The sequence below is a fragment of the Paenibacillus sp. EC2-1 genome (assembly GCF_049311625.1).
GTDB lineage: Bacteria > Bacillota > Bacilli > Paenibacillales > Paenibacillaceae > Paenibacillus_AQ.
The window spans coordinates 2,073,546-2,090,643 of sequence record NZ_CP186006.1 but is presented as its reverse complement, the minus strand read 5'-3'; the positions used below and the strand labels follow the sequence as shown (position 1 = coordinate 2,090,643).

At 43.9% G+C, this 17,098-nt stretch carries 19 protein-coding genes and 1 riboswitch; all 19 genes read right to left on the bottom strand.

Features of this window, described 5'->3' with window-relative positions; translation table 11 throughout:
- Position 1 precedes the first annotated feature (1 nt).
- The 19 genes from ACK8P5_RS09845 to ACK8P5_RS09755 all read right to left on the bottom strand — a co-directional run bounded on the left by ACK8P5_RS09845 (position 2) and on the right by ACK8P5_RS09755 (position 17,004).
- Positions 2-643 (bottom strand): nucleoside recognition domain-containing protein, encoded by a 642-nt coding sequence (locus ACK8P5_RS09845; protein ID WP_422660761.1) that lies wholly within the window; start codon positions 641-643, stop codon positions 2-4.
- Positions 644-696: 53 nt separating this feature from the next.
- Positions 697-1,833 (bottom strand): D-alanyl-D-alanine carboxypeptidase family protein, encoded by a 1,137-nt coding sequence (locus ACK8P5_RS09840; protein ID WP_422661428.1) that lies wholly within the window; start codon positions 1,831-1,833, stop codon positions 697-699.
- Between the two features lie 213 nt (positions 1,834-2,046).
- Positions 2,047-2,496 carry a GerW family sporulation protein gene (gene ytfJ / locus ACK8P5_RS09835; RefSeq protein ID WP_422660760.1) on the bottom strand — a complete coding sequence of 150 codons (450 nt, stop codon included), beginning with the start codon at positions 2,494-2,496 and terminating at the stop codon, positions 2,047-2,049.
- Between the two features lie 124 nt (positions 2,497-2,620).
- Positions 2,621-3,304 (bottom strand): DUF2953 domain-containing protein, encoded by a 684-nt coding sequence (locus tag ACK8P5_RS09830; protein WP_422660759.1) that lies wholly within the window; start codon positions 3,302-3,304, stop codon positions 2,621-2,623.
- Between the two features lie 131 nt (positions 3,305-3,435).
- On the bottom strand, positions 3,436-4,038 hold the full coding sequence (gene scpB, locus ACK8P5_RS09825) for an SMC-Scp complex subunit ScpB (protein ID WP_422660758.1): 603 nt from the start codon (positions 4,036-4,038) through the stop codon (positions 3,436-3,438).
- Positions 4,007-4,798: a segregation and condensation protein A gene (locus ACK8P5_RS09820; RefSeq protein WP_422660757.1), complete on the bottom strand. Its 792-nt coding sequence runs from the start codon at positions 4,796-4,798 to the stop codon at positions 4,007-4,009. Before ACK8P5_RS09820 ends, scpB begins: the two co-directional genes overlap by 32 nt.
- Positions 4,799-4,867: 69 nt before the next feature.
- Complete coding sequence (ribE, locus tag ACK8P5_RS09815; RefSeq protein ID WP_422660756.1) at positions 4,868-5,335, bottom strand: 6,7-dimethyl-8-ribityllumazine synthase; 468 nt, start codon at positions 5,333-5,335, stop codon at positions 4,868-4,870.
- Between the two features lie 37 nt (positions 5,336-5,372).
- Complete coding sequence (locus ACK8P5_RS09810; protein WP_422660755.1) at positions 5,373-6,581, bottom strand: bifunctional 3,4-dihydroxy-2-butanone-4-phosphate synthase/GTP cyclohydrolase II; 1,209 nt, start codon at positions 6,579-6,581, stop codon at positions 5,373-5,375.
- A 40-nt stretch (positions 6,582-6,621) separates the two neighbouring features.
- Positions 6,622-7,290 carry a riboflavin synthase gene (gene ribE / locus ACK8P5_RS09805; RefSeq protein ID WP_422660754.1) on the bottom strand — a complete coding sequence of 223 codons (669 nt, stop codon included), beginning with the start codon at positions 7,288-7,290 and terminating at the stop codon, positions 6,622-6,624.
- 57 nt (positions 7,291-7,347) lie between these two features.
- On the bottom strand, positions 7,348-8,439 hold the full coding sequence (gene ribD / locus ACK8P5_RS09800; protein ID WP_422661427.1) for a bifunctional diaminohydroxyphosphoribosylaminopyrimidine deaminase/5-amino-6-(5-phosphoribosylamino)uracil reductase RibD: 1,092 nt from the start codon (positions 8,437-8,439) through the stop codon (positions 7,348-7,350).
- Between the two features lie 336 nt (positions 8,440-8,775).
- A riboswitch (FMN riboswitch) is annotated at positions 8,776-8,971 on the bottom strand.
- A 174-nt stretch (positions 8,972-9,145) separates the two neighbouring features.
- On the bottom strand, positions 9,146-9,580 hold the full coding sequence (locus ACK8P5_RS09795) for a peptidylprolyl isomerase (protein ID WP_422660753.1): 435 nt from the start codon (positions 9,578-9,580) through the stop codon (positions 9,146-9,148).
- A gap of 183 nt (positions 9,581-9,763) precedes the next feature.
- Positions 9,764-11,098: a diaminopimelate decarboxylase gene (gene lysA, locus ACK8P5_RS09790; RefSeq protein WP_422660752.1), complete on the bottom strand. Its 1,335-nt coding sequence runs from the start codon at positions 11,096-11,098 to the stop codon at positions 9,764-9,766.
- Positions 11,099-11,215: 117 nt separating this feature from the next.
- On the bottom strand, positions 11,216-12,850 hold the full coding sequence (locus tag ACK8P5_RS09785; protein ID WP_422660751.1) for a spore germination protein: 1,635 nt from the start codon (positions 12,848-12,850) through the stop codon (positions 11,216-11,218).
- Between the two features lie 38 nt (positions 12,851-12,888).
- Positions 12,889-13,314: a stage V sporulation protein AB gene (locus ACK8P5_RS09780; RefSeq protein ID WP_422660750.1), complete on the bottom strand. Its 426-nt coding sequence runs from the start codon at positions 13,312-13,314 to the stop codon at positions 12,889-12,891.
- Complete coding sequence (locus ACK8P5_RS09775) at positions 13,311-13,976, bottom strand: stage V sporulation protein AA (protein ID WP_422660749.1); 666 nt, start codon at positions 13,974-13,976, stop codon at positions 13,311-13,313. The genes ACK8P5_RS09780 and ACK8P5_RS09775 overlap by 4 nt, the downstream gene beginning before the upstream one ends.
- 180 nt (positions 13,977-14,156) lie before the next feature.
- Entirely contained in the window at positions 14,157-14,912 is a 756-nt protein-coding gene (gene sigF, locus ACK8P5_RS09770; protein WP_422660748.1) for an RNA polymerase sporulation sigma factor SigF, read from the bottom strand.
- An 11-nt stretch (positions 14,913-14,923) separates the two neighbouring features.
- The gene (gene spoIIAB / locus ACK8P5_RS09765; protein ID WP_422660747.1) at positions 14,924-15,382 is read right to left on the bottom strand and encodes an anti-sigma F factor; all 459 of its coding nucleotides are present in this window, start codon (positions 15,380-15,382) and stop codon (positions 14,924-14,926) included.
- Positions 15,379-15,732 (bottom strand): anti-sigma F factor antagonist, encoded by a 354-nt coding sequence (spoIIAA, locus tag ACK8P5_RS09760; protein ID WP_422660746.1) that lies wholly within the window; start codon positions 15,730-15,732, stop codon positions 15,379-15,381. The genes spoIIAB and spoIIAA overlap by 4 nt, the downstream gene beginning before the upstream one ends.
- A gap of 90 nt (positions 15,733-15,822) precedes the next feature.
- Positions 15,823-17,004: a D-alanyl-D-alanine carboxypeptidase family protein gene (locus tag ACK8P5_RS09755; protein ID WP_422660745.1), complete on the bottom strand. Its 1,182-nt coding sequence runs from the start codon at positions 17,002-17,004 to the stop codon at positions 15,823-15,825.
- Positions 17,005-17,098 lie beyond the last annotated feature (94 nt).

Below are 17,098 nucleotides of genomic sequence, written 5' to 3'. Positions count from 1 at the left end.
CTCACCCTTCCCCGCTTACCGTTGTACTACTAAGCCCTTTACCTACACCAGGTGGTTTGTTCTTACGGATTGTACGTGCTCTATACCACCGGTCAGCTAGAATAGCAGCCATTGTTGCTACTGCTGTGGCTAAAAGCGTTGTACCTACAATCTCCGTCGGGCTAGCCGATTGAAAATTCATCCGAATCGCTATAAGTGTGGTAGGAATGATCGTAATACTAGCCGTATTAAGTGCAAGTAAAGTACACATCGCCGGAGTCGCTGTATCTTTATCCGGATTAAGCTTTTGAAGTTCCTGCATCGCTTTTATGCCCATCGGAGTGGCTGCGTTTCCTAATCCGAACAGGTTTGCACTCATATTGGACAATATATATCCCATTGCTGGATGGTTCTTAGGTACATCGGGGAATAAGAATCGAACGACAGGCCCCATTAACTTAGCTACCTTAGCTAGCATGCCTGAATCTTCAGCAAGCCGCATCATCCCAAGCCAGAATACTAGTACACTGATCAACCCAAAAGAGACAGTCACACCAGTCTGGGCGCCATCAAATGCCGCTTTGGTCACGCTGTCGATATTTCCGCTCACAGCCGCGAATACAAAACCAACCAAAATCATTCCCATCCAAATCACATTGATCATCTTTCTTCCCCCTGTTCTCCTCGTCCAAGGCTCTCTCCCAAAAGCTTATACGATTATTTAGCACCACCAAACATATGCCTTAATATATGCCCAGCTGACTGCCAAAGGGTTTCATTATCGGTTTGATGTGAGAACGTCGTTTTCTCGGGCTGATCCTGAAGGGCATCCTCCGGTAAACGACTACCTTCTACAAACACTGGAACCTGTCCAATCTTTTTACCGTCAAGTGATATTTCTACAAAGCCTCTAAGACCAAAACTCAAATCCGGATTTCTTGGTTTATCTAGGACAAGCTTTTTATATACGCGATCTTCTTCACCTTTTGCAAGGGCATATGAAAAACCTGTACCCGTTACAAGTGAGTAACCTTGCAGCTTTTGCCCTTTTGCGGCGATCTGATGGAGAGGGAAATTGTCAAATCCATAGTCAAGCATATTGGAATGATCATTCCAGTCATTACCATCATTCAAAGTAACTGCTGCAATCTGCTGACCATTTCTTGTCGCTGAGCTGACTAGACAGCGAAAAGCTTTTTTCGTATAGCCGGTTTTAACACCATCTGCGCCTTCATAGAAACGGAGCATTTTATTCTTGTTATCCCATTTGTAATCCCATTTCTCATTCGGATTCGGTGCCTTTTTAACCGGTGTCTTTACAATCTCCTTAAATGTCGGATTCTTCAACGCGTATGCTGTTAACTTGGCTAAATCGTTAGCCGATGAATAGTGTTCGTCATGATCTAGTCCATGTGGATTCATGAAGTGAGAGTTACTTAGTCCAAGAGCCGTAGCTTTCTCATTCATCATGAGCACAAAGCCTTCCTCAGATCCCCCTACGTGCTCAGCAATGGCTGAGGCGGCATCATTCCCTGAGCGAAGCATCAAACCATAGAGCAAGTTCTCAAGTGACATTTCTTCACCCAGCTTCAAGAACAAAGATGATCCTTCTTTGGCGAATGAGTTTTTGGTAACTTTGACTGAATCTTTCAGATTCCCTCGCTCAATGGCTACGATCGCTGTCATGATTTTGGTTAAACTTGCAATTCTCATACGTTCATCTCCACGCTTGCTATAGAGCAATCGGCCTGATGTTACATCAATCAGAGCTGCCGCTTGTGCGTGGTTAGAAGGTCCGCCATAAGGTTCATTTTGAGGCTCAGCTTGAACAGGTAACACTGAATTAAATACCATCAGAAAAGCGGTAATACATCCAATTAAGGTGAAACGGTAATATTGATTCATGATTTTAGCCTCCGGTGATCTTAAAATCTTGTACAAGTATATGCGGAAAAGCTTGAGGGTATGTCCCTTCCGTTGTCAGAGTTCATTATTAGCTGTTTAACAAGCTACCCACAGCAAAGTAAAGATCCCTTCCGGTAAACCGGAAGGGATCTCATAAGCAGATCAATGTGATGGCTGTGTTCCGTTTTGGCTTGAATTGGAAGCACCCGTTCCGCTTTGAAACATGGATTGAATTTGTTCAAGCAAGTAAGGTGTAGCATCGATCATACGTTCGAACAGATGTGTCTGATTATCAAGTGGAACGATATGAACGCCTTCTTTAGCAACGACAAGAAATGCGATTGGGCGAATGGATACACCACCACCACTACCACCACCAAAAGGAAGGGAACGTGGATTGTTGTTTTGAGTATCCCCTCCACGTCCACCGCCATGATCGGCGTTATAGTCACTCCCCCCCGCTGCAAAGCCGAAAGCGACTTTACTGATCGGAAGAATGACGGTTCCATCCGGTGTATTTACAGGATCGCCGACAATGGTATTAACATCCACCATCGCCTTAATGTTTTCCATTGCGGTTTGCATTAACCCTTGAATGGGGTGATCTGACATGATGACTCCTCCTCTGCTGTTTATAAAAATAAGGGCATCCCTGCACTATGTTCAGTTTGCTCGGATGGTGCATGTAATATGTATGTCTTTTATCTTTCCGTAAGCTACACATATCCTGACCATATCATGTACGGAACAAGGTCCGCCTCCAAATCTTCATTCCACCTTTAATCGATACAATCCTAACCATTAACATTAGCCCTGCAAATATAGCTCTTGCACAGGTGATTCGAATAACAAAGCTTAGATCTGTAGAAACTTGGGGCGGTCCATTAAAGTCCGGATGCACTTGTAACTTCGGTGTATTCGTTAATTTAAGGTGAAAGGACAACAGTCCTAGAATGGTATGTTTGATTCCCCAAACCATACCGGCTGCTACTGCTGATTCCGCTGCATTATCCAAGGCGAGCGATGTTGCCCAGTGTACTTCAGATAACCTAATAATGGATAGTGTGTTGAGAAACCAGTTTTTGAGACCTTTCGTCGCTTGAACCAAGACTTGGTAATTACTGAAACTGAACTCTCTCTTATTCTCTGACTCCTCTTCCGGTTCGTCTATTCTTCCTTTCGATCGGTCAGATGAAATTGATTTATCTGTATATCGCACACCCTTATCCGTTAGTTTAAAAGGTACTTCATACTGAACATTTATCATTCCGTACAACAATCGAATGTTAACCATCATCCTATATTCTTTACTCCGAAGTATGATGTGTATTCGAAATGTAACGGTGGACGCCAAGACAAGAATCAGCAGAGTAATCAGTATAAGCACGACCAGTATTAATAGAATAAGCCATATCCCCACACTGTAACCCCCAAAACGTTGTTAAACAACTCTCTGGCTTAGTATGGCAAATAATCCGTAAAATGATTCGAAAAAGAATGGATAACAAAAAAAGAAGCCTTGGGATCCCCCTTCGGCTTCTTCATCTCATTCTAATTCACATCGTCAAATGTTAGCTGTTTATTATCGAGTTTATCAAATAGCATCTGTGTCTCTTCTTCCAAGCTATCCGCATCCGCTTCAAATTGTGAAGGCTCTGGAAGGTCCTTTATATTTGCCAATCCGAAATAGTCCAAAAATGCTTTTGTCGTACCATACAGGATCGGTCTCCCGATCGCTTCTGCTCGGCCAACTTCTTCAATGAGTCCCTTATTCGTCAACGTATGAATGGCACGTTCAGCTTTTACACCGCGAATTTCCTCAATCTCAACGCGTGTAATTGGCTGCCTGTAAGCGACGATAGACAATGTCTCGAGGGCGGCTTGCGACAGAGACGAACGAGAAGGAGAATAGGCCAGCCTTTCAAAGTACGGCGCATGATCAGGCAAAGTTGCTAGTTTATAGCTACCTGCAATTTGAATAATTTGAATTCCCCGATGCTCCTCTTCACAGTTTCTCTTCATCTCGTTCAGAGCGTCCAATATGATGTCGGCCGGTTGCTCTGTAATTTCTGTCATCTGCTTTACCGACAATCCCTCCTCGCCAGATAAGAATAACAGTCCCTCAATAATCGATTTCAGCTTCGGAAAATCCATCAAACTTTACTTCCCCTCTCCACTCCATTACGATGTCATCAAATAACTTCTCTTGAAAACACCATATTTGTTTCATCTTCATTAACTCCAGAATCGCCAAAAAAGTAACGACAATTTCATGTCTTACCATCTCTTCATGCAGCAGCTTGGAGAACAATACTCTTCCGCCTGGTCCAGCACTTTCCAGAGTATGTATCACCTGTCCAATCCGGTCTTTTACCGATATTTCATCCCTTTGTATGCGGGCATAAGAAGTACGCTTGACCGCTTTGCTAAGCGCCTTTTGGAAGGCAGCAATAAGATCCGATGTATGCAATCCCAGAACTGGATTCTCTTCCATAACAGGCATGAATGGCGTTAAGTCTTCTGGCTCCTTCGAATAGATGAGACTTCGCTCCCATTCACGTTCGTGAAGGTGCTCTGCGATCCCTTTATATTTCCGGTATTCAATCAATCGCTGAATGAGTTCCGCTCGTGGGTCAACATCATCTTCTTCATAATAGTCAAACTCGTCCATTTCAATAACCGGTGGTTTTGGCAGTAATAGTTTACTCTTAATCGAAAGCAGTGTGGCAGCCATAACCAAAAACTCGCTTGTAATCTCCAGCTCCAACTCCTGCATATTCTGTAGATAAGCCATGTACTGTTCGGTAATCTCACTGACGGGGATATCCTGGATGTCAATTTCCGCTTTATCTATAAGATGAAGCAATAGATCGAGCGGTCCTTCAAACGTCTCCAGCTTGTATAATACGGTCACGGTGAATCCTCCCGCCACAAAAAATAAAATGTAGTGCCCTGAAAAAAAGGGCACTACATTAAATAAGCACTATTTTAGCTGTTTCGTCAAGTTTGCCATCTCAATCGCTGCCATTGCGGAATCCCAACCCTTGTTGCCCGCTTTCGTCCCTGCCCGCTCAATCGCTTGCTCAATATTCTCCGTAGTCACAACTCCAAATATCGTTGGTACACCGGATTTCAAGTTAATCGCAGATACTCCCTTAGCGACCTCATTACATACATAGTCATAATGTGTGGTAGATCCTCGAATCACAGTACCTAGTGTAATTATTGCATCGTATTTCCCGCTTTCCGCCATTTTTTGGGCAATCAACGGGATTTCAAAAGCTCCTGGTACCCAAGCCACATCCACCTCATCGTCCTGAACACCATGACGCTTCAGTGCATCAAGCGCTCCTCCTAATAGCTTACTTGTAATGAATTCATTAAAGCGCCCAACAACGACTCCATACTTCAAACCTTCGGATACGAGATTTCCTTCAAAATAATGTGCCATGCTAAATCATCAACCTTTCAAATTGGAATAGTAGTATTTAAAATTTCAGCATATGACCAAGTTTGGCTTGCTTCGTATGAAGATAACCCGAATTGTCTTTATTCTCCTGCATTTGTATCGGTACACGTTCTACAACCTCAAGGCCATATCCCTCAAGTCCTTTAATCTTACGTGGGTTGTTAGTTAGGAGACGAATTTGACGAATACCTAGATCCTTCAGAATCTGTGCTCCTATCCCATAATCCCGCAGATCTGCTGGAAAACCTAACTTCAGATTAGCATCAACTGTATCTAGTCCCTCTTCCTGAAGCTTATAGGCTTTCAATTTATTAATAAGTCCAATCCCTCGCCCCTCTTGTCTCATATATAAAAGAACGCCTTCTCCCGCTTCTTGAATCTGTCGAAGCGCTGCCTCGAACTGAGGACCGCAGTCACAACGATGCGAATGAAACACATCTCCCGTTAAACATTCGGAGTGGACGCGTACGAGAATAGGTTTATCACCATCGATCGAACCTTTAACAAGTGCAATATGCTCTTTGTTATCCACCTCATTGGTATAAGCGATCGCTTGAAACTCCCCAAAATCGGTAGGCATACGCACGGAAACCTCACGATTGACCAGCATTTCCTTTTCGTTACGATAATGTATTAGATCTTTAATGCTGATCAACTTCAGATCATTCTTTCTGGCGATTTGAACTAGATCAGGCAAACGTGCCATCGTACCATCCTCTTTAATAATCTCACAGATCACGCCTGCTGGATAAGAACCACATAATCTAGCCAGATCAACGGCTGCTTCGGTATGGCCAGCACGTCGGAGAACACCACCATCTTTCGCTACTAACGGAAACATATGCCCTGGTCTTCGAAAATCAGTCGGCACGGCGTTCGGGTCCAATATCCCTTGAATGGTAAGTGAACGCTCGAAAGCAGAAATACCCGTTGTCGTATCCTTGTGATCAACAGATACCGTAAAAGCTGTTCCGTGAGCATCTGTATTCTGAGTTACCATCGGTTTCAAATCTAATTCCCGTGCTCTTGCCTGTGTGATCGGCACACATACTAAGCCTCGACCTTCTGTAATCATGAAGTTGATGACTTCTGGTGTTGCTTTATCCGCCAGAGCAATAAAATCTCCTTCGTTTTCGCGGTCCTCATCATCAACAACGATAACAACTTTCCCAACCATCAGGTCGTTAATCGCGTCTTCAACCCTGCTAAACTCGAATTGATCATCCATAGCTCATTCTCCTTCTTTCTCATAGAGCGTACATGCTCTATTATGCAAAGCCATGCTCAGACAAGTATTCATGACTTATTCCACGATTTGATCTCTTATCATCTGTCTCTGATGAACCATAATGTAAAAGATGGTCCACATACTTACCTAAAATGTCATTCTCTATGTTCACCGTATCACCAGCCAGCTTGAATGAAAGAACTGTTTCAGCAAGCGTATGTGGAATAATCGATACGGTAAAAGAAGTTTCATAAACCTTAACTATGGTAAGACTAATACCATCTAAAGTGACCGAACCTTTAGGAATAATGTATTTAAACAAGTTTGTGTTCGAAGGAGCAATCTCGTAGACAACCGCGTTTTGATCTCTCTGAACACTTCGGATCACTCCAGTGCCATCAACATGTCCTTGGACAATATGTCCACCAAATCTTGCACTAGCAGCCATCGCTCGCTCCAGGTTCACCTTGCTCCCCCCCTGAAGTTCGTTTAGATTGGTACTTCGAAATGTTTCCGGCATCACATCTACGGTGAACTGCTTCTTATCTATGATCGACGTTGCCGTCAAACATACGCCGTTTACAGCCACGCTATCCCCGAGCTTTAGGTCATCCATAATGAAAGATGCTGAGATGCTAAGAACCATAGCTTCACCTTTTCGACTAATCCGTCGAATCTCACCGATTTCTTCTACCAGTCCTGTGAACATATAACACCTCTTCTTCTTAGCTTGATTCAAATAGGAAATCGACTTAAAAGAATACGATTATGAATAGGCCGGTATTCCACGAATACATAAATTATTGTCAAGTTGTTCAATCTCTAGTTCTGTCAAAGTTATCGCCTCACTCATTAGCTCTGCACCACTAAAGTTAAAACTTGAAGGGGCACCCATACTACCTACGATTTTCGGAGCCAGAAAGAGGACGATACAATCCACAAGCCTTTCCTTTAGCATAGACCCGTTTAGCGTTCCTCCCCCTTCCAAAAGAATGGATCCAATCTCTTTTTGACCTAACAAGGTCATTGCAAGCTGCAGGTCAACTTGGGGGCCATCACCGCAAGCAATAACTTCAACCCCCTTCTTCTCAAGCTCAATTCGCTTATTCTTATCCCCATGACTTGTTGTCAGTATAATGACCGAAGCGGCATGATCCTGAATCATCTTGCTGTCCAAAGGTATCCTTAGCTTAGAGTCAACCACAATCCGAATCGGATTCAGTCCATCTACAGTAAGCCTGGTCGTTAGGAGAGGATCATCAGCGATTACGGTCGATACTCCAACCATAATACCTTGATGCCGATGGCGAAGCGTATGCACTCTAGCTCTCGCCGCTTCATTAGAAATCCATTTACTATCCCCTGCTTTTGTTGCGATCCTGCCATCTAGAGTACTAGCCGTTTTTAGTGTGACATACGGTTTACCCGTTGTTATAAACTTTCTAAACGGTTCATTAAGCTTGTTAGCACGATGCTTTAGTACTCCTATATCGACCTGAATTCCTGCCTCACGCAGCATCTGAATACCTTTGCCTGAAACAAGTGGATTAGGATCCTCAGTTGCGATCACAACTCGTTTAACTCGCTCAGCGATCAATCTCTCGCTGCATGGGGGTGTCTTTCCATAATGACTACAAGGCTCAAGTGTAATATATACTGTGCTACCATATGCTTTATTGCCAGCCATTTGCAGTGCATGAATTTCGGCATGAGGTGTTCCTCTTTCAAGGTGAGAACCCATACCAACCAGCATGCCATCTTTCACTACGACAGAACCGACAACCGGGTTGATACCAGTCTGACCTTGTGCACGCTCAGCCAAATTAAGCGCTAATGACATATAAAATTCATCATCCATTACTTCTTTCAAGTACATCTCCCCTCCTCAAGGTCTTACACCCCGCTTTACAAGCAGAGATTAGAATCGAACATGAAACTTCCTTGCGGATCACTTCATTCGGCACAAAAAAGCCCTGTCTGGATGATTAAATCCAAACAGGGCTTAACTTAAATTGGGAGATTAAATATTGTAGACAGAAGCAAACAAGATATGCTGAATATTACCAAAGGAACAGAATCTGAATGAAAGCCAAAAAAAGCTGGCTCAAATCAGCTGCGACTCTTTGTGAAAATATGCACGCACACCAAATAAACGGTTGCTTCTATGAGACCTACCACAAAAAATGGTATGTCTTCTCTCCTTCTCCCATCCAGACTATACTGTCGGTCCCGGATTTGCACCAGGTCCACCGTATATACTCAGCATTTATCAAAATGCCTCTAGCGTATATCCGGGTCACGGACTAAGTACGTGACGAATAGCTTGTTTCGACTATCTCATCACGTCCATCACCGCCGGTAGGGAATTTCACCCTGCCCCGAAGGATCTTGCTGTATTAAGTTAATGGCATATTAACAAATAGAAAAACAAAAAGCAAGTGAATAATATACACTTACTTACGATTCATTCCAATGTGTACCATTCAAATCATTGATTTTATACAAAAAAAACAACCTTCTCTCGTTATCAAAATAACGAGAGAAGGTTGTCCTATATTAAAGTATTAAGCTTCAAATACTTTAACTTCTTTCATTTTGTCGCCTTGCTTCACATTGTTAATATGCTCCATACCGCTCGTTACTTTACCAAATACAGTATGAACGCCATCAAGGTGAGGCTGAGGACCGTAACAGATAAAGAACTGACTTCCGCCAGTGTTAGGGCCTGCATGAGCCATGGACAATACACCTACATCATGCTTCGTTGTGTTTGTAGAAGTTTCACATTTGATCGTGTACCCAGGACCGCCAGTACCGTTGCCAGTAGGGCATCCGCCTTGAGCTACGAAGCCTGGAATTACACGGTGAAAGCTTAGTCCGTTATAAAAACCGCTATTCGCCAATTTCTCAAAGTTGGCAACAGTGTTCGGTGCTTCTTCAGGGAAAAAGTCGATTTCCACAATACCGCCGTTTTCTAATTCAATTGTACCTTTTTTCATTTTCTCTTCACTTCCTTAGTCGATTAATCGAAATGTCTGATATACAATCCATCACATTTCCATGTCTTGATTACGTTCCCATTGTATCTCATTTGCAACATCTCATGCAAACAAAGATAACAAGAAAAAAGGGTCTCAGCCTAATACCGAAGTATAGGTGCGACCCTTGCCCTAATATTAACCTTAGCTCAATACTGTCTGCTTATTCTGGATTCGCTGAGGAACAACATCATGTCTAACAATATCTTCTAGACTTTCACGACGAACGACCAGATCACTTACACCATCTTTAACAAACACAACCGCTGGTTTACGAATACGGTTATAGTTGCTAGCCATGGAATAGTTATAAGCACCTGTACATGCAACTGCGAGCAAATCACCTGATTTTACCTTAGGCAACTCTACATCCCAGATCAACATATCGCCACTCTCGCAACATTTACCTGCAATAGATACCTTCTCTTCATTCTGCTCATTCGCACGGTTAGCTAGAATGGCTTCATACTGAGACTCATACAAGGCAGGACGAGGGTTATCGGTCATCCCTCCGTCTACGGCAACATATTTACGCACACCAGGAATATCTTTACTAGTTCCCACGGTGTATAGTGTTGTTCCTGCATCGCCCACAATACTCCGACCTGGCTCAACCCAGATTTCTGGAAGTTCAGCGCTGATCCCTGCGAAATGAGTCTTTACAGAATCTGTAATGGCTTTAACATACTGGGATACTTGAAGAGGTGTATCTCCTTCGATATAACGGATACCAAATCCGCCTCCAAGATTCACAACACTAAATGTTACACCAAGTTCCTCTTTCACCGAACGTGCAAATTCTGCAACACGCTGCACAGCCATCTGGAAACCTTCAACCTCAAAAATCTGTGATCCAATATGTGAATGCAATCCAAGAAGCTCGAGATTGGTTTGTGCTGCCGCTAGCTTAACAGCTTCAAATGCAGAACCATTTCCGATATCGAATCCAAATTTAGAGTCCGTCTGACCCGTTGAAATGTATTCATGGGTATGTGCTTCTACCCCAGGGGTTACACGAAGCAAGATCTTCACTTGACGGCCTTTCTCAGCTGCTACAGCCTGCAGCAAGTGGAGCTCTATCTCATTGTCCACAACGAAGCAGCCAATGTTAGCATTCAATGCCATTTCGATTTCATCCAGGGTCTTGTTATTGCCATGAAAATGAATACGTTCTGCTGGAAAACCTGCCTCCAGAGCTGTATACAACTCGCCATCAGACACGACATCAAGAGACATACCTTCCTCTTCAGCAAGACGACACATAGCCATGACACAAAATGCTTTACTTGCATAAGCAACTTGATACTTAAGACCTGAGGCTTTAAAAGCATCGATGTATTCACGACAACGGGTTCTTACCGATTGCTCGTCTACAATATAAAGAGGGGTTCCATACTGGGCTCTTAGATCAGCTGTATCGCACCCACCAATTTCAAGATGTCCGAGATCATTAATTCTGCTAGTACCGTGTAAAAACATGCTCACAATTCCTCCGATCGATATTTGAAAAGTTTGATAATCGAATAATTGTTCACAGTATAGCAGACAACGAATCGTAATAAAATGGATTTTTCAACATAACCTTTGTGTTATTTATTATTGTTTTCGTTTAGGATTCATTTCAGGACCCATCTTACTGCTGTCACGAGTCTTATTCAAAGCAGGACGTCTCCTAGAGTATAGCACTGGTTTACGGAATAACACCTCTCCCATCGCCTTTGCACTAAATGGTATGAACGGCCACAGGTAGGAGGAGTTATACGACCGATGCGTAGTAAGCATCAAGATGAGTAGCGTAGTTCCGATTACCAAACCTTTGACACCGAACAGTGCCACTGCTATTAAGAGCACCAGCCGAACAACTCGGTTGGCGAGTCCCAGCTCATAACTTGGAGTTGCAAACATACCAATCGCTGCAACAGCCATATATAGTACCACTTCGTTTACAAACAACCCTGTCTTCACAGCGATATCCCCGATAAGGATAGCCGCGATCAAGCCCATCGCAGAGGCTAGAGGCGTAGGTGTGTGGACCGCTGCCAGACGCATCAAGTCAACCCCAAATTCAACGATCAAGAATTGAGCGATGATCGGAATTTTCGCATTTTCCTGAGGACCAAGAATGTCTAAATACGGCGGTTTCAATTCAGGATGTATAACCAGAAGCATCCATAATGGTAAAAGGAACATGGAAGCAAATATGCCTCCAAATCGAACCCAACGTAGATAGGTACCCATAAAAGGCGTTTGCCGATTCTCTTCCGCATGCTGACACAAATCAAAGAACGTGGATGGCATAATCATCACACTTGGTGAAGTATCTACCATCACAACTATTCTTCCTTCAAGTAAGTGGGATGCGACGACATCCGGCCGCTCCGAGTATCGTACAAGAGGGTAAGGATGCCAGCCCTTATTTACGATTGCTTCTTCAAGCTGCTTATCTCCTAAGGGTAAACCCTCAAGATCAAGCTCTTGAATTTTATGCCTTACCGCCTCCACCTGTTCACGATCCGCGATATCATCAATGAATAAGATACAAACATCCGTCTGAGTACGTCTTCCGACCTGCATGATTTCACTATGAAGCCCCGGGTCACGAACACGCCGCCGTACCAGGTTGATGTTGGTAAGCAATGTTTCAGTGAAACCATCTCGGGCTCCCCTTACGACCTTCTCCGTATCCGGTTCGTCTGGGCTTCGAGAAGGATATACCCTTGTATCGAGCATAATGACCGATTGTTCACCTTCAATGAAAAAGGCACTCATTCCGGTCATGACCTTACTAATAGCTTCACTCAGCTTTGAAGTGGACTCCACTTGTACATATGGAATGTACTTATTCTTGATACTTGAAAAAGCATGTTTTTCGATATCCTCAGGTGTTAAATACGTTAACCGCTTTAGGATCTCTGTTCCTACCCCTGAGTTAATAAAACCATTCATAAATAAAAGGCCGGTCTCTTTTCCTCCGATGGTCATTTCTCTAAATACAATATCAAAGGAAACTCCAAGGCCCATGACTTCAGCTAATATGGCTTTCAGATCCTTCATTCGTCCCGGAATTTCATCTGAACCTTGCCAATACAAAATAGACTCATAGGTACTGTCCGAAGTTTCACTGTCTCTTTTCTTAATCAAAGCTTCCTCATCCAACTTCTTGATCTCGGAAGGTGGAACGGGTGGTATGTCTTCTGCTTTATTTCCAGTAAGCTCCGTCTTATCATCCATCTACTTTACCCCCTTTAATTCTCGCTACCCTCGCTAGTCTACTGTCGATAAATAAACCAATCGAACAAAGAACCAGCGACCTTTCCAGCGACCATAGCCATCAATAAGCCAAATAGATATTGAGTCAGCTTCAGCCGCTTGGACAAGATCGGTAGAACGTTTAACACTTCAGTTAAAGCTGCTGCAAGCATTCCAATGAACACACCGCAGAACAAACCAATAAGTGTGCTTACCACAGGACCTAAGGATGTTTTCCACATCCAGAAATCAGCGATTGTCCCTATGAGGGAACCTGCTATCAGAGCGCCTTCATACCAGTGGACTTTGTCATAGGTCCAGGTCAACTGGGAAAGCCTCGGAATAATATCGAGCACAATAATGAGCGCAATGACCCCCCCACCTACGGCAATGCCACCAGCTATTCCGAGGATGATGGAAATCATTTGCTGCACGATCGTAATCATGTTTTCCCCTTCAATTTCACATCAGATACCTGCGACAGACTCTCTGCCACTTTCATCTTTCGATATTCTTCTGCAACAACGAATTGATCGAGATTTTCCTGATACAAATACATCTCAACCTCAAGTGGAGTGGGTTCCTCGTTCCATTTCTTTTTGAACAGGTGATTAAAAAATACGGTCATCCCAAAACCGAGCCCAAGCGAATAGGCAATCTGGAACAAATAGGGATGCTCATCTCTGTGTCCTGTGACCATCTCAACGATTCGAATTTGAACCTCCAACATGTTGACATCGGCATGAAAATTCATAATCGTTAAAGCCGATCCAAAGAACAACAGCAACCAAACAATCGGAAACCAAAAGCGGGACGGTTTAGCTGAGGGACCAACTAACTCCACTAAAGTATGGTGATTTCCCATCGGCTCAATCTGAACGTTCGGAATCAATTGACGGATCTTTGGAATGATCAGAATTAAATCCATCAGAAGCCGGTTACCATCCCCATCTTTCGGTTGAACAAGAGGTAGGCTACGCAATGGATCTTCCCATTCAGGATCACAAACAATAAAAGCAACATCTCCGAGTTTGACGGTCTGATCTCTGGGTAGGCGAATACGGCTCCTTAATTGCAGAAACACCGTCGGAGTGGGACTAACCTTCATCCGGAACACTCCTTTACTGCTAAATTACCGTTAGTATGGGAAATAAAAGCTCTCCTTACTCTTATTTACCTTTCCATATGCAGGGAGTAATTATTACACTCTCTCTTTAGATCCGAATTCAAGCAATGCAAAAACGCCGTCCCTAAGGGACGGCGTTTAGACGATTCGGTAAAGATTGTGCTACTGCGCAATCTGATTACGAATGCTTTGAAGTATTTTTTTCTCCAATCTGGAAACCTGAACCTGTGATATGCCGAGACGACTTGCTACCTCAGACTGGGTCTGGTCTCGATAATAACGTAAGTATACGATGAGTCTTTCACGTTCAGACAAGCCACCGATAGCTTCATTTAGAGCCAGCTTATCAAACCAACGTTCTTGTGACTCATCCGCAATCTGATCCATCAAAGTGATCGGATCTCCATCGTTCTCAAATACCGTTTCATGAATGGAAGTTGGCGGTTTATTCGCTTCTTGGGCAAATACCACTTCCTCGGGGGTCACTCCTAGCTGTTCAGCAACTTCCTTAATCGTTGGTAAACGATCAAGCGTCTTGGATAGCTCGTCCCGTTTTTTCCTTACTTTGTTAGCCATTTCTTTCAAAGAACGGCTTACCTTAAGCGTTCCATCATCTCTTAAAAAACGCTGAATTTCCCCTATAATCATCGGTACGGCATACGTCGAGAACTTTACGTCATAACTGAGATCGAATTTGTCTACGGATTTCAGAAGACCGATACAACCGATCTGGAATAAATCCTCCGGCTCGTACCCCCGGTTCATGAACCGCTGCACAACCGACCAGACAAGACGAATATTACAGTTAACGAGCGTATCCCGGGCAACTGTGTCTCCGCTTTGGCTAAGTGCTATTAAACGTTTAACCTCCGCGTCGTCCAAATAAGTCTGCGAAGTCTTCTTCACATCGGCATCCATTTGTCCAACCCCTAATTATATAAAGCTTTCTTGGATTCGATCCTTTTTTTCATTTTGATCGATGTGCCGGTTCCCGGCTCACTAATGACATCAAATTCGTCCATAAAGTTCTCCATAATCGTAAATCCCATTCCGGAGCGTTCAAGCTCAGGCTTTGACGTGTAGAGCGGCTGTTTGGCCATTTCCAGATCCTCAATGCCGTGTCCATTGTCTTGAATGACAAGAGAAATCATATCACCGTCAATCTCAGCTTCAATCTTTACTACACCATCCGGATTACTATCATAGCCATGAATAATGCAGTTAGTTACCGCTTCTGAGACAACGGTCTTCAAATCACTGAGTTCATCCATCGTCGGATCAAGCTGAGATATAAACGCAGCCACAGCCACTCGGGCAAAGGATTCGTTCTCCGATCTTGCGGCAAACTCCAGAGTCATGAAATTATGCTGCGTTTTCCCTTCACTCATGACACAACCTCCAAACCCGAGAGTGCAGTACTCTCGTTCTCATAAATGGGCATGATTTTAAACAACCCTGACATTTCTAACAGACGATACACGGGTGGGTTAACATCACATACAGCCATTTTCCCACCTTTTTGCTTGATGAACTTATACCGCCCGAGAATTACACCTAATCCCGAACTGTCCATAAACTCAAGATCTTTCAGGCTGAGCACAAGATGCTCCGTCTGGCGACGCTGGATGGCTTCATCCAGCTGCATCCGGACGTGATCAGCCGTGTGATGATCCAGTTCCCCTGATAGTCTGACGATCAACACATGCCGCTGGTGCTCCATTTCAACATGCAGATTCATGTTTGCTCACTCTCCTCCCTACATGAACAAAGATTTCTACACCTGCGAAAGACATTCCTGCCCCCCGACAAAACTAGAAGAAAACTCCTATCAATCTACATGAAACAACTTTCCTGTCGTTCTCTTAAATAGTTTCCACCATCCTGCTTTCTTCACTTCTGCAGGTGCTTTGAGATCAAATTCCTTCACCAGCAGATCCCCTTGATAAACGGACAGCTTACCTACGACCTGTCCAGCCGTTACAGGTGCCTTAATGCTCTTAGGTATGGTCACCTCATGACGTAGATCCGCTGTTTTCCCACCTTTTTTAACGAGAACACTGTAGTTCTCTTCTGCTTGAAGCTGCATTTGTGGCACAGTCCCTTTGGAGATCTGGATGCTGCCTAACATTTCACCTTTTTTATAAATTGCATGCTTGCTGTATTGAGCGAAGCCGTAATCGAACATGCGAGAGATTTCATTGTTACGATTTTTCGTATCTGGCGCCCCAAGTACAACAGCTACCGTTCGAAGGCCGTCCCTAGTTGCCGTTGCAGAAAGACAGAATTTTGCTTCCGAAGTATAACCGGTTTTAAGTCCGTCTGCTCCAGGATAAAAACGAACCAGCTTATTTGTATTTACCAACCAGAAGGGCTTTGGTGTCTCCTTACGTAGATAATCCTGATATGCTCCTGTATATTTCGTAATCTGTTCGTGCTTCAGCAGTTCACGGCTCATCAATGCAATGTCATGAGCTGTGCTGTAGTGGTTCTCAACCGGGAGTCCATTACAGTTAGCAAAATGAGTGTTCTTCATCCCAAGTTCAGCAGCTCTCTCATTCATCATCTTCACGAACTCTTCCTCAGAACCAGCAAGTTTCTCTGCCATGGCTACGGATGCATCGTTACCAGAGGCCATTGCGATGCCCTTGAGCATGTCATCGACCGTCATCTCTTCACCCGGTTCAAGGAATATTTGGGATCCTCCCATCGAAGCAGCACGATCACTAGTCCGCACCTTGTCAGTCATTTTCAGCCTGCCGTCCTCAATGGCCTCCATCGTAAGCAGCATCGTCATAATCTTCGTGATGCTGGCCGGAGGCAACTTATCATGGCTGTTTTTCTCATAAATGATAGTTCCGGTATCCGCATCCAGCAAAATTGCAGACCTAGCGCTTGGCGCAAGCTCACTATCAGATGCCCCGCTAGGTTTCTTCTCATCAGCATAGCCTGCTGACGCCAGTGAAAATACGATACTAAGTGATAGTATCCCGGCAATAAACGCCTTTTTCAACTCCGTCCCCTCCTGACAATCGTAATGACATATCCCGCTTCTCAATAAACGGGTCTGTTCCCATTGTTGTCAGGTTGGAAGTAAATTATTCCAG

Coding starts and splice junctions, on each gene's coding strand:
- ACK8P5_RS09845 (WP_422660761.1), bottom strand. CDS start 643: ATGATCAATGTGATTTGGATGGGAATGATTTTGGTTGGTTTTGTATTC.
- ACK8P5_RS09840 (WP_422661428.1), bottom strand. CDS start 1,833: ATGGTATTTAATTCAGTGTTACCTGTTCAAGCTGAGCCTCAAAATGAA.
- ytfJ (WP_422660760.1), bottom strand. CDS start 2,496: ATGTCAGATCACCCCATTCAAGGGTTAATGCAAACCGCAATGGAAAAC.
- scpB (WP_422660758.1), bottom strand. CDS start 4,038: ATGGATTTTCCGAAGCTGAAATCGATTATTGAGGGACTGTTATTCTTA.
- ribE (WP_422660756.1), bottom strand. CDS start 5,335: ATGGCACATTATTTTGAAGGAAATCTCGTATCCGAAGGTTTGAAGTAT.
- ACK8P5_RS09810 (WP_422660755.1), bottom strand. CDS start 6,581: ATGGATGATCAATTCGAGTTTAGCAGGGTTGAAGACGCGATTAACGAC.
- ribE (WP_422660754.1), bottom strand. CDS start 7,290: ATGTTCACAGGACTGGTAGAAGAAATCGGTGAGATTCGACGGATTAGT.
- ribD (WP_422661427.1), bottom strand. CDS start 8,439: ATGGATGATGAATTTTATATGTCATTAGCGCTTAATTTGGCTGAGCGT.
- ACK8P5_RS09795 (WP_422660753.1), bottom strand. CDS start 9,580: ATGAAAAAAGGTACAATTGAATTAGAAAACGGCGGTATTGTGGAAATC.
- lysA (WP_422660752.1), bottom strand. CDS start 11,098: ATGTTTTTACACGGTACTAGCAGAATTAATGATCTCGGACATCTTGAA.
- ACK8P5_RS09785 (WP_422660751.1), bottom strand. CDS start 12,850: ATGGATGATAAGACGGAGCTTACTGGAAATAAAGCAGAAGACATACCA.
- ACK8P5_RS09780 (WP_422660750.1), bottom strand. CDS start 13,314: ATGATTACGATCGTGCAGCAAATGATTTCCATCATCCTCGGAATAGCT.
- ACK8P5_RS09775 (WP_422660749.1), bottom strand. CDS start 13,976: ATGAAGGTTAGTCCCACTCCGACGGTGTTTCTGCAATTAAGGAGCCGT.
- sigF (WP_422660748.1), bottom strand. CDS start 14,912: ATGGATGCCGATGTGAAGAAGACTTCGCAGACTTATTTGGACGACGCG.
- spoIIAB (WP_422660747.1), bottom strand. CDS start 15,382: ATGAGTGAAGGGAAAACGCAGCATAATTTCATGACTCTGGAGTTTGCC.
- spoIIAA (WP_422660746.1), bottom strand. CDS start 15,732: ATGAATCTGCATGTTGAAATGGAGCACCAGCGGCATGTGTTGATCGTC.